Origin of the sequence: Nitrosomonas sp. GH22 (genome assembly GCF_009833115.1) — a bacterium.
GTDB lineage: Bacteria > Pseudomonadota > Gammaproteobacteria > Burkholderiales > Nitrosomonadaceae > Nitrosomonas > Nitrosomonas eutropha.
In genome coordinates this window covers 19,376-30,783 of the sequence record NZ_QRCA01000017.1, presented here as the reverse complement: position 1 = coordinate 30,783, position 11,408 = coordinate 19,376, and the positions used below count along the sequence as shown (strand labels likewise).

Annotated in this window: 10 protein-coding genes and 3 pseudogenes; 8 read left to right on the top strand and 5 right to left on the bottom strand. The window is 47.5% G+C overall.

Annotated features, from left to right (window positions below; translation table 11 throughout):
- Positions 1–42: 42 nt before the first annotated feature.
- Positions 43–1,155: a glycosyltransferase family 4 protein gene (locus tag ABF86_RS06865; protein ID WP_041353842.1), complete on the top strand. Its 1,113-nt coding sequence runs from the start codon at positions 43–45 to the stop codon at positions 1,153–1,155.
- An 11-nt stretch (positions 1,156–1,166) separates the two neighbouring features.
- Here ABF86_RS06865 and ABF86_RS06860 read toward each other — a convergent pair.
- The 4 genes and pseudogenes from ABF86_RS06860 to lpxK form a co-directional block, all read right to left on the bottom strand.
- Positions 1,167–1,325, bottom strand: a pseudogene (locus tag ABF86_RS06860) (IS5/IS1182 family transposase); the annotation flags it as partial.
- Positions 1,326–1,334: 9 nt separating this feature from the next.
- Positions 1,335–1,469, bottom strand: a pseudogene (locus ABF86_RS06855) (IS5/IS1182 family transposase); the annotation flags it as partial.
- 189 nt (positions 1,470–1,658) lie between these two features.
- Positions 1,659–1,841 carry a Trm112 family protein gene (locus tag ABF86_RS12840; RefSeq protein WP_240142258.1) on the bottom strand — a complete coding sequence of 61 codons (183 nt, stop codon included), beginning with the start codon at positions 1,839–1,841 and terminating at the stop codon, positions 1,659–1,661.
- 24 nt (positions 1,842–1,865) lie between these two features.
- Positions 1,866–2,849, bottom strand: a pseudogene (lpxK, locus tag ABF86_RS06850) (tetraacyldisaccharide 4'-kinase); the annotation flags it as partial.
- Between the two features lie 187 nt (positions 2,850–3,036).
- Between lpxK and ABF86_RS06845 the strand changes: the two are divergent.
- The 7 genes from ABF86_RS06845 to lpdA all read left to right on the top strand — a co-directional run bounded on the left by ABF86_RS06845 (position 3,037) and on the right by lpdA (position 10,063).
- The gene (locus ABF86_RS06845; RefSeq protein ID WP_011635128.1) at positions 3,037–3,288 is read left to right on the top strand and encodes a phosphopantetheine-binding protein; all 252 of its coding nucleotides are present in this window, start codon (positions 3,037–3,039) and stop codon (positions 3,286–3,288) included.
- A 6-nt stretch (positions 3,289–3,294) separates the two neighbouring features.
- Positions 3,295–4,149, top strand: a complete 855-nt coding sequence (locus tag ABF86_RS06840) for a hydrolase 2, exosortase A system-associated (protein WP_011635127.1) — start codon at positions 3,295–3,297, stop codon at positions 4,147–4,149.
- Positions 4,146–5,018, top strand: a complete 873-nt coding sequence (locus ABF86_RS06835) for a hydrolase 1, exosortase A system-associated (protein ID WP_011635126.1) — start codon at positions 4,146–4,148, stop codon at positions 5,016–5,018. The genes ABF86_RS06840 and ABF86_RS06835 overlap by 4 nt, the downstream gene beginning before the upstream one ends.
- Positions 5,012–6,256: a glycosyltransferase gene (locus ABF86_RS06830; protein WP_041353565.1), complete on the top strand. Its 1,245-nt coding sequence runs from the start codon at positions 5,012–5,014 to the stop codon at positions 6,254–6,256. Before ABF86_RS06835 ends, ABF86_RS06830 begins: the two co-directional genes overlap by 7 nt.
- Before the next feature lie 12 nt (positions 6,257–6,268).
- Positions 6,269–6,955 (top strand): tetratricopeptide repeat protein, encoded by a 687-nt coding sequence (locus ABF86_RS06825; RefSeq protein ID WP_011635124.1) that lies wholly within the window; start codon positions 6,269–6,271, stop codon positions 6,953–6,955.
- 65 nt (positions 6,956–7,020) lie between these two features.
- Entirely contained in the window at positions 7,021–8,289 is a 1,269-nt protein-coding gene (locus tag ABF86_RS06820; protein ID WP_011635123.1) for a glutamate-5-semialdehyde dehydrogenase, read from the top strand.
- 4 nt (positions 8,290–8,293) lie between these two features.
- Positions 8,294–10,063 (top strand): dihydrolipoyl dehydrogenase, encoded by a 1,770-nt coding sequence (gene lpdA / locus ABF86_RS06815; RefSeq protein ID WP_074684933.1) that lies wholly within the window; start codon positions 8,294–8,296, stop codon positions 10,061–10,063.
- A 66-nt stretch (positions 10,064–10,129) separates the two neighbouring features.
- Here lpdA and ABF86_RS06810 read toward each other — a convergent pair whose 3' ends face one another.
- Complete coding sequence (locus ABF86_RS06810; protein ID WP_011635121.1) at positions 10,130–11,311, bottom strand: porin; 1,182 nt, start codon at positions 11,309–11,311, stop codon at positions 10,130–10,132.
- Between the last annotated feature and the right edge of the window lie 97 nt (positions 11,312–11,408).

Sequence of the window (11,408 nt, the reverse complement as noted above, 5' to 3'; positions counted from 1 at the left end):
AATTTTACCGGTATCAGGTATAGCGCAGGAAATGCAATCGCATTGAACAAAAAAATCATTATTACACTCAATACTGCGTGGAATCTGGTGAATTTCCGTGCTGGTCTCATTCGTGCCATGGTTGCTGCGGGGTATGAGGTGGTGGCAGTTGCACCACCGGATAATTATGCACCACGTCTGGCAGAATTGGGTTGTCGTTATGTACCTTTGTCGATGGATAACAAGGGTACGCATCCCGGGCGGGATCTGTTGCTGTTCTGGCGTTTTCTGCGGCTAATGCACAAGGAAAGGCCAGCTGCTTATCTGGGGTATACGGTCAAGCCGAACATTTATGGTTCGCTGGCTGCGCACTTGTTGGCTGTTCCGGTTATCAACAATATCGCCGGTCTGGGGTCGGTATTCATCCGGGAAGGCTGGTTGACCCGACTGGTACGGGGATTATATCGTCTGGCGTTATCGCGTTCGGTAAAGATATTTTTCCAAAACGATGAGGACAGGGCGTTGTTTGTTTCAGGAAAATTGGTATCTGATGCAATTACTGATCGTCTACCAGGTTCTGGGATCGATCTCGACCACTTTGTACCCATATCCTTACCCAATAAAAAAACCTTACGTTTTCTGTTGATTGCGCGCATGCTGTGGGACAAGGGCGTAGGAGAGTTTGTTGAGGCAGCACGCGTATTGAAGGGACAGGGATTGAATGCAGAATTTTGTCTGCTGGGCTTTCTGGATGTACAGAATCCGGCTGCTATTTCCCGTTCGCAGATGGATGAATGGGTGGAGGAGGGTGTCATCCGCTATCTGGGGGCGAGTGATAACGTGGCGGAAGAAATTGCGCTGGCTGATTGTGTTGTCCTGCCCTCCTACCGTGAGGGTGTTCCACGCACCTTGCTGGAAGCGGCTGCAATGGCGCGACCGCTTGTGACAACAGATTCTGTTGGTTGCCGTGATGTCGTGGATGATGGCATCAATGGTTATTTATGCCAGCCGCGAGATGCAGCGGATCTTGCTAATAAAATCTCTAAAATAGTTGCTTTATCTCACGCTGAGCGTACAGCCATGGGGTTGCGGGGCAGAAAAAAAATGGAACAGGAATTTGATGAGCGGATTGTGATTGACAAATATCTGTTAGCGATTAAGAAAGTATTGCGCTAGGGATAGTGTAATCAGAAGATATTTACCCAAAGAGCAATACATCTAATTTGCACAGTTGCGAGAAAAAAAGAAGTATTTTTAGCATATTTTGTGGCAATCCCATGCTACCTTTTGAGATGAAGGAAAGCTTTTTCGACGAGATACCTCAGCTCATACAGCGCTTTATCATAAGAACCCATTCAAAGTCTTTTTAGCAGGATTGCCAGAAATGCCAAGTGAATGAACTGTAAGCTGGTATTGGGTAATTGCTCACAGTTTTTCCACAGCCACACGAAGCTATGTTTCAAAATCTAACGCCTGGGCATAACGTGAAAGTCCCCATCTTTAGATGGGGACTTTCACGTTAAATATATTGATTTATACGTATTTAGCTTGGTGCGGATATAGGCGACTAAAGTCGTCTGCATCCAAGCTGCGCCAACCAGCCTGCTTTGAGCAAGCGGTAGTTTAGTTTCTGTTGTCGGGAAAATGGCAGGAGTAGGTTCCGTCCGCGGAAAGTCTGTCTACTTGATTTCTTCTTCGTCAGGCAGTCTTCTTGCTTCGTCCTCCAGCATAACGGGAATGCCGTCCCGAATGGGGTAAGCTAACCGATCCGCCTTGCAGATTAGCTCCAGTCGGTCTTTTTTGTAGATAAGAGGGCCTTTGCATAGTGGACAAGCTAAAATGTCCAGAAGTTTTGGATCCATGAATTTTTCTCTCAGCTTCTTAAGTATGATTGTGCGTAACCCGAGGTCAACACGATATTCCTGTTGTAAAACCCAGATGCGCTCGTCGTGCAGATTAAAGCATTTTACTGCATCTTCTTCCGGTATCAGAATGATTTCAGCTTCATCAAACGGAAAATCCTCTGCAACAAAATGATGATCTTCAGAAAAGATGTATGGGGTGACCGTCAATCTCAGAAATTTGAGGTTATCCAGAAAATTTTGTATATCCGGATCACAGGTAACCGCATGGATACGTTTGTTTGCAAGCTCTGCTGCACTGGCCGTTAATTCAGGCCGTGACAGGTTGAAAAAATGCTCTTTCAGCGGTGTGATATAAAACGTTCGGATTTCTTCCCCGATATCTGGAATTTGTCTGTGATGGCCTGCCTGCACGACGACATTCGAATGCTTTAAGCGAGCAAAGCTGTCTCGCAGTGGCCCGGCAGGCATGATCAGACCATTCCCGGAATTGATAACACTGGTATCAACAATAACGACCTCAAAGTCACGCTGCAGCCGAAGATCCTGCAGGCCGTCATTACATATCAGTACGTTACATTCCTTATGTGTTTCCAGCAGCGCTTTTGCCACTTCGATCCGATCGTGGCCGATCCATACAGGGCAGGTTTCACGCAAATAATAGGCGAGTAACAGTGATTTCTTACCAGCGAGCTGCAGAGGACTATCAATGGTCACGCTCATTGGCGAGTGATAGTTATCGGTGTAGCCGTGGCCAATGATCCCAGGCCGTAATCCACTTGCTCTCAGCATATTGACTATCTGGATGATGAGTGGTGTTTTAACCGGGCTTGTGGCAGTGATGCTGTCAACAACAATCACCGGCACAGGAAGGTGAACCGAGGTTAATATCGCACGCCGATATAGATGGCGCCGGATAGACTGAAACAGGACAAATAGCAAGCTGACTGGCCATAAAAGGAGATGTAGCGGAGTGATACGTTGCCAATACAGTTCTGACCAGTTCATGATGTGTGGTTGGGATGATTAGGCTTTGAGAATCGTTTGTCGTCAACTGTAACACCATCCGATTCAGAGGCTCAATATTAAATAAATAGTTTTACAGCAGGGCTGTGGGAGCGATCAATCCGGCATATTTTAAGAAACTGTCTTAAAATGCCGCTGATATCGAGTAATTGCCTTTTGTGGAGTAATTATGCAGCATCTTGAAGCAGTCAGAAATATTTTGGGTGATGTATTGAATCTTGGGGAAAGAAAACACGCGCTGACAGCTGATTCTGTGCTGCTCGGTAATATCCCCGAACTGGATTCGATGGCAGTAGTCAACGTGATTACTGCACTGGAAGAGTACTTTGATTTTTCGGTGGATGACGATGAAATCAGTGCGCAGACTTTTGAAACGCTCGGTAGCCTGGCACTTTTTGTTGAGTATAAATTGTCGCACTGAATTTGTATGAATAATCAACCGGCCGAACCTTTCTTTCTGGATGCTTCGCCAGGAAAGCGTTTCTGCCTCTACCATCCGCCCGGTAAGGGGGTGCCATTAAGTCAGGCTTTTATCTATATCCATCCGTTTGCTGAGGAAATGAATAAATCCCGGCGCATGGCTGCTTTACAAGCCAGGGTGTTTGCAGCAATGGGGTTTGGTGTACTGCAGATCGACTTGTATGGCTGTGGGGACAGTGAAGGAGATTTTGGGGATGCAACATGGGAAATCTGGAAGGGTGATATTGCACACGCCAGGCTATGGTTGATACAGCAAGGATTTGCATCGATTCATTTTTGGGGACTGCGGTTGGGAGCTTTGCTAGCATTGGATTATGCAAAAAATGAAGAAGCGGAAGATGACCCAGTGAAATTTGTGCTCTGGCAGCCTGTTGGCAATGGCAAATCATTTCTGACTCAGTTCTTGCGCTTGAAACTGGTGAGTAAACTTATGTCGGATGATACGGATAAGGCTACAAATGTTCAGGATTTTCGTGAAAAACTGGGAGTGGGTGAAGCACTTGAAATAGCGGGCTATACCCTCTCATCTGCTATGGCTGCTGCTATCGATGCATTGAAATTAGGGCAATTGATTGTCAAAAATAGTGAAGTATATTGGTTTGAAATTACGCCTGATACCGGGCGCGGGCTTTCTCCAGCGAGTACTTCGATCGTGGAGACATGGAGTCAGTCCGGTATCTGTCCAAAAGTGCTGCTCATGCCTGGGTTGCCGTTCTGGGCAACCCAGGAAATCAGTGAGTGCCATGAGCTGCTAGCAGCGACTACCAAGGCGGTTGAATCATCTTTCGGAGTCCAGCCATGAGCTTTCAAGAGCGCGCGCTGCGCTTCCGTTGTGAGCATGAATGGCTGTATGGGATTATGAGTGTGCCGCAACAACCGGTGGCGCGTGGTGTGTTAATCGTTGTCGGCGGGCCGCAGTATCGTGTCGGTAGCCATCGACAGTTTGTATTACTTGCGCGCTATTTGGCAAAGCGTGGTATTTCCGTTATGCGATTTGATTGCCGGGGGATGGGTGATAGTGACGGTAATATCAGGACGTTCGAGCATGTTGGCGAGGACTTGCGTAGTGCTACTGATTTTTTCTTCAGCGAGTGCCCTTTTCTGGAGGATGTCGTGATTTGGGGGTTGTGTGACGCAGCCTCGGCTGCTTTGTTCTATGCGTATCAGGATCGGCGAGTGAGCGGATTGGTGCTATTGAATCCATGGGTCAGAACAGAGCAGGGTATCGCCAAGGCGTATCTGAGGCACTATTATCTGCAGCGTCTGTTTGAGCCGGAGTTCTGGAAAAAACTGCTCGGTGGGAAATTCAATCCGCTGGCTTCCATCCAGTCTTTATATGCATTCGGCAGGAATAGTTTGCCAGGTGGTAAAAAATCGGCTGCTTCAGAAGATAGTGCCGGTGCATCATGTGACCTGACAGCCCCTTTGCCGGAGCGTATGCTGGACGGCCTGAAACGTTTCCAAGGAAAAATACTGATTATTACCAGTGGAAATGATCTGACAGCACGTGAATTTCTGGATCTGGCTGATTCGTCGGCGGATTGGCAGGAAGCTATGAAAACAAGGCAAACAGAAGTTTTTCATATAGACAGTGCTAATCATACTTTCTCCACTCGCGAATGGCGTGATCAAGTAGCAGAACAAACCGGAAATCGCGTATTGTCATGGTAAAGCGGGTATTGATGATTGCTTACCACTTTCCACCTTTGCACGGCAGTAGCGGTATGCAGCGCACATTGCGTTTTGCACGATACTTACCGGACCATGGCTGGGAGCCGATTGTTCTGACTCCTTCACCGCGAGCTTACCAGCAAACTGATTCTGGTCAGCTGGCGGATATTCCGCAGGAGGTACGTGTCTATCGCGCCTTTGCGCTGGATACGGCAAGACATTTGACTCTGAAAGGGCGATATCCACGGCTGCTGGCCCTGCCGGATCGCTGGATAAGCTGGTGGCTGGGTGCGGTACCTACAGGGTGGTATCTGATCAAAAAATATAAGCCGGATGTGATCTGGTCAACTTATCCCATTGCAACAGCGCATTTGATAGGATTAACCTTACATCGTTTGACAGGCATCCCCTGGGTGGCTGATTTCAGGGATCCGATGGTACAGCCGGATTATCCACCCGATCCGTTAACCTATCGTGCTTATGAACGGGTGGAAAATAAAACGATCGCGCAGTGCGCCAGTGCGGTTTTTACAACACCTGGTACATTGAGGGATTATCAAACACGGTTTTCGCATGTCCCGGCATCTCGATTTCATTTGATAGAAAACGGGTATGATGAATCCAGTTTTGCTGCTATCACACGTTCTGTGAATCAGATTACCAAAGCTGGCGGGATTACTCTGCTACACAGTGGAGTTATTTATCCATCGGAGCGTGACCCAACTTGTTTATTTGAAGCTTTAGCTACTTTGCTGAAGAAACATGTAATTGGTGCTGAAAGTTTGCACATTATTCTGCGTGCTTCACACCACGAAGCGTATCTGCAATCCCTGATTGATCATTTTGAAATCGGAGCTGTCGTTTCGCTCGCACCTCCCATTTCCTACAATGATGCGCTTGCTGAAATGCTGACGGTTGATGGGCTGCTGATTTTACAAGCAGCGAATTGCAATAATCAAATTCCTGCCAAGCTATACGAATACCTGCGTGCACAACGACCCATTCTGGCATTGACCGATCTGGTGGGCGATACGGCAGAAAAGCTTCGCAGTATGGGGGTCGACACGATTGCACCGCTGGATTCGAAGGAAGCTATTATGACCGGATTGCGGCGATTTCTTGCGTTATTGAGAGAAGATAAGGCACCGATTGCACCAATGGATAAAATATTGTCCAATTCGAGAGAGGCCAGGACTAAAGAGCTGGCCAGACTACTGGGTGCTGCTTGTAAAGGGTGATCATTTAATTTTATGGGAAATCAGGAAGCTATGAAAATTTTGGCAGCTTTTATCGCCATGATGTTTTTTATTGCTTTACCCGTAGCGGTAGTAGCTAAAGGAAAAGTTTACTGTGGCGAATTAGAGATTGCCGGTGGCTATGGTCCGTTTGATTATATGAATCGGTTTCATCTTAAGGAAAAGTTGGATATTGTTGAAGCTTTTCACTTCACTTCTGATATGGAAAACCTAGTTCTTAATGGGAGAGGTATCAGGTGGCTTGGAGGAAGTCTAAATTATACGCTTCGTGCCTGGCCTAATCATCATCGTGCATTGGTGAGCCTAGTTAAACTTTCTATTAGGGAGAAGTCTACTCAAATTCCGGGTTTAACATGGCCGGTTGAGTGTTATTTTGATCGAGCGATTCGTATGAATACGAAGGATGCACAGGTTCGCTCGATTTACAGCGCATTTTTATCCCATCACAACAGAAATAGAGAAGCACTCGAACAGCTACAGGTGGCAGCCAGTCTGGAGCCAAACAATGCCACAATTCTTTATAACCTCGGGCTGATGTATTTTAAGCAAAAGAACTATGAAAAGGCCGGCCATTATGCTGAGCAGGCTTATGCACTTGATTATCCATTGCCGGGCCTTAGAAATAAATTGATTCACGTAGGAAAATGGCGGGGATCGACTGCCAAAGATTCCAGTAAATAATGATTCTGGAAAATTCCTGCCGATTCACCAGATTACCCTTGATAACCGATTGACTGACATTTCTCATGGAAAAAAACGAAAAAATACACGCTGATATGCAGGCTCTCGGGCGTGCGGCGTGTGCGGCAGCGCGGATAGTTGCAAAAGCAGATACCGCTACTAAAAATCATGCACTTGCTATGATGGCTCGTGCTATTCGTCGTGATGAGGCATTATTGCTAGCGGCTAATGCCAAAGATGTAGCGCAGGCCAGAAATAAAGGTTTGGAATCAGCCATGATTGATCGCCTGACATTGACTTCGAGAGGGGTTGTCAGTATGGCCACCGGTCTAGAACAGATTGCCACACTACCTGATCCGATTGGAGCGATGACAGATCTGGATTATCGTCCATCCGGTATTCAGGTAGGTAAAATGCGGGTGCCACTGGGGGTAATCGGTATTATTTATGAGGCACGCCCGAACGTGACGGCGGATGCTGCCGGTCTATGCTTGAAAGCGGGTAATGCAGCAATTTTGCGTGGGGGATCTGAGGCGATACAAAGTAATCAGGCCATTGCCATTTGCGTAAGAGAGGGACTTAGATCGGCGGGCCTGCCTGAACAGACTATGCAGGTGGTGGAGACGACAGATCGTGCGGCGGTGAGCGCGCTGATTACCATGAGTGAATATGTGGATGTGATTGTTCCACGAGGTGGTAAGGGGTTGATCGAACGGATTACTAATGAAGCGCGTGTTCCGGTTATCAAGCATCTGGATGGCGTGTGTCATGTATACGTTGATTTGTCAGCAGATCTGGAAAAAGCGGTGCGTGTTGCAGATAATGCTAAAACTCAGCGTTACGGCACATGCAACACCATGGAGACGTTACTGGTGCATACTGGGATTGCTGAACAATTTTTACCACGCATCTGCCAAATATTTTTGGAAAAAGAGGTGGAATTACGGGGGGATGAGGCAGCATGTGCACTTGTTTCCCGAATGAAACCGGCTGTGGAGGAAGACTGGTATGCTGAATATCTCGCGCCGATTCTGAGTGTTCGTATTGTGGCTGATATTGATGAGGCCATTACGCATATTGCCACCTATGGATCACAACATACCGATACTATCGTGACAGAAAATTATTCGCGTGCGCGACAATTTCTGCGTGAAGTAGATTCCAGTTCGGTCATGGTGAATGCTTCAACCCGTTTTGCTGACGGATTTGAATATGGTCTGGGAGCGGAAATTGGTATTTCTACAGATAAGTTGCACGCACGTGGCCCAGTGGGGCTGGAAGGACTGACCAGCCAGAAGTTTATCGTGCTGGGTGATGGCCATATCAGGGAATAAGAAGATGACACAATTTACAACAATAGTTTTGCCTGATATTGGCGATTTTAAGGATGTTCCAGTCATAGAAACTCTGGTTAAACCGGGGGATCGGGTAGAACAGGAAATGCCGCTGTTGGTACTCGAGACCGATAAAGCTTCGATAGAAGTTCCGGCGCCTCAGTCGGGCATCGTGAAAGAAATGCACGTCAAAGCCGGTGATAAGATTTCACAAGGATCGCTCATTGCCACGCTGGAAGTCAAGGACGCGGAGGCTGTGCCTTCAGCATCATCCTATGATGAGACTAAAGTTACCGATCAACCCGTTGTTGCAGGTGCAGGCAAAGTACCTTCCAGGATAGTGGTGCCGTCACCTGAAACTGCGCGTGGCAAGTTACGTGCTGAAGTGGTTGTGCTGGGTGCCGGTCCGGGAGGGTATACGGCAGCGTTTCGTGCGGCCGATTTGGGTAAACAAGTGGTGTTGATTGAGCGTTATTCCACATTGGGAGGGGTTTGTCTGAATGTGGGTTGCATTCCCTCCAAGGCACTGTTGCATGCTGCAAAAACGCTTACCGAAGCAAAAGAGGCGGATCAGTACGGTATTCATTTCGGAAGGCCGGAAATTGATATTGGCAAACTGTGTTCCTGGAAAGAATCGGTTGTGGGCAAGCTGACCAAGGGATTATCGATGCTGGCTAAGCAACGCAAGGTGACCGTTATTCATGGCGCCGGGAAGTTTGCCAATTCGCATCTAATTGAAGTTGAAACATCGGATGGGATCGAAACAGTTTCATTTGAGCATTGCATTATTGCGGCCGGATCCAGCGCTGCACGCATCCCGATATTACCGGATAACGAATGCATTATTGATTCGACCGGCGCACTGGCATTGACGGAGATCCCGCCGCGCATGCTTATTGTGGGAGGTGGAGTCATCGGGTTGGAGATGGCTACGGTCTATCATGCACTGGGTAGCAAAATCAGTATTGTGGAACAGATGGCGCAGCTTATTCCAGGCGCCGATGCTGATCTGGTTAAACCGCTTCATAAGAGACTGAAAGCTGGATGTGAGGCGATTTACCTCAATACCAGTGTCAGTCGGATTGAAGTGGACGGTAAGGAGGTGCAGGTGTTTTTTGAAGGCGAGCAGGCACCGGAGCCACAACGCTATGATCGAGTGTTGGTTGCGGTTGGGCGTCGACCTAACGGAAAGCTGATCAATGCTGAGGCAGCGGGTGTGAGCGTGGATGAGCACGGTTTCATCACGGTGGATAAGCAGATGCGAACCAATATTGCTCATATTTTTGCAATTGGCGATATTGTTGGAGATCCTATGCTGGCACACAAGGCCTCACATGAAGGCAAAATAGCAGCAGAAGTTATTGCCGGGCACAAGGTGGCATTCGATGCGCGCACCATTCCTTCGGTGGCCTATACCGATCCTGAAGTTGCCTGGATGGGACTGACAGAGACCGAAGCCGAAAAACAGGGTATTGCTTATGAGAAAGCAGTATTTCCCTGGGCAGCTAGTGGTCGTGCCATCACCCTGGCGCGTGATGAAGGCATGACCAAATTACTCTTTGACAAGACTACCCGAAGAATTCTTGGTGCAGGAATTGTGGGTGCTCATGCAGGGGAGTTGATCTCGGAAACAGTGCTGGCGCTGGAAATGGGGGCGGATATGCAGGATATCGGGCTGACTATCCATCCCCATCCCACTTTATCCGAAACCGTCCTTTTTTCCGCAGAACTGGCTGAGGGTACGATCACGGATCTCTACGTGCCGAAGAAGTGAATGTAGAGCAGTAACTGGCTGGCTGTTTTTTCTGTTTGGCCAGCCAGATAGAAAATATCCAGAGAATCAGAAATGCAGGATAGCACTGGCCGAGAGCAGTATCTGGTCGTTGTCTCTGCCATCCCTGAATACATGATGGCGAGTAGCCAAGTCGTAGCGAATTTCCGGGCGCAAAGTGATTCCGGGAACAGGTTTGTAGTTTAATCCTGCTGTAATACCGATGAAATCCTCATTATTGCCATCTCCCATTACGCGCGTTCCATTCTTGTCGTAAAACCATTCCACACGCAATCCTGCGCCGAGTTGCTTTGAAATGTCATACAAAAGATACTGGTTAATACCGTACCATGCAGCAGAGGGAGTTTCAGTCGCCCTGGTCTCGATTGCAAAATCGTGCTGAAATACATAACGCAATTTTTCTAGGAGACGATGTTCCATCACTACACTGTACATGGTGCGATTGTGATTCTCATGCAAGCTACCGGTTCTTGTATCTCCGGTAATCAGTGAAACTGCAAGTGTGGTTCTTCCATCGTCGGTAGCATAATTTAATCCACCCATATAATTGGGGGTGTGTCGAGAAAGACTATCCCAGCCGGTAACGATCCCATTTTTGACGGTAAGATTAGAGTTGACCGGGTAGGAGAACAATATTCCCATGTGCGTAAAAGGTTCGCCATAACGCATGGCGTAGGCATGTGAGAAGAAAAAGTTACTGGATGACATCACGGATTCATAGCCGATAAGTGTATAAAAGTGGCCAATTGACAGCGTGACGCCATTCCCGATCGGAGCGAATAGGTTTGCGTACAACTGGGGAAATACCAATTGATGTTTAGGACTATCTCCAAAAATACTGGTGTCGAAGTTGGTGGTGGCCGAAAACTTTGCATCCGTACCATACAGAAGATCGGCACGCATACCGATATCCCAGGTATTTTTACTGGGATCAACTTCTTTTTCGATATAGGCATACAGCTGATGAAGCTTGAACTGGTTGGCGCCATCATTGAACGACACCGGATAGTTAGATTTATTACGCGGACCACGCGGATTACCACTGAAGCCGGTTTCCACCCATCCGCCAAATTTCAGTTTGATGGATGGAGTCGGTGTGATTTCATTGATGTTGTAACCAGTCAATGTTTTGATCAAACCATCTTCATTTGCATGAGCAAGGGAAATCGAGAGCAGGCTTGATGCGATGAATAATGAAGCGCCAATTCTTTTTAATTGCGATGAGGACATTTGGTTATTTCCGCTTGTTATTTTGCCGGATGTGAAGAGCCACTGTTGCTTATTCGCGTTGTGAATGAAGCTGAAAAATTATAACGCTGCTGTTTGG

Excerpts from the sequence above, each read along its gene's own strand:
- ABF86_RS12840 (WP_240142258.1), bottom strand. The coding sequence starts at position 1,841 with ATGGATCCAAAACTTCTGGACATTTTAGCTTGTCCACTATGCAAAGGC.
- ABF86_RS06845 (WP_011635128.1), top strand. The coding sequence starts at position 3,037 with ATGCAGCATCTTGAAGCAGTCAGAAATATTTTGGGTGATGTATTGAAT.
- ABF86_RS06840 (WP_011635127.1), top strand. The coding sequence starts at position 3,295 with ATGAATAATCAACCGGCCGAACCTTTCTTTCTGGATGCTTCGCCAGGA.
- ABF86_RS06835 (WP_011635126.1), top strand. The coding sequence starts at position 4,146 with ATGAGCTTTCAAGAGCGCGCGCTGCGCTTCCGTTGTGAGCATGAATGG.
- ABF86_RS06830 (WP_041353565.1), top strand. The coding sequence starts at position 5,012 with ATGGTAAAGCGGGTATTGATGATTGCTTACCACTTTCCACCTTTGCAC.
- ABF86_RS06825 (WP_011635124.1), top strand. The coding sequence starts at position 6,269 with ATGGGAAATCAGGAAGCTATGAAAATTTTGGCAGCTTTTATCGCCATG.
- ABF86_RS06820 (WP_011635123.1), top strand. The coding sequence starts at position 7,021 with ATGGAAAAAAACGAAAAAATACACGCTGATATGCAGGCTCTCGGGCGT.
- lpdA (WP_074684933.1), top strand. The coding sequence starts at position 8,294 with ATGACACAATTTACAACAATAGTTTTGCCTGATATTGGCGATTTTAAG.
- ABF86_RS06810 (WP_011635121.1), bottom strand. The coding sequence starts at position 11,311 with ATGTCCTCATCGCAATTAAAAAGAATTGGCGCTTCATTATTCATCGCA.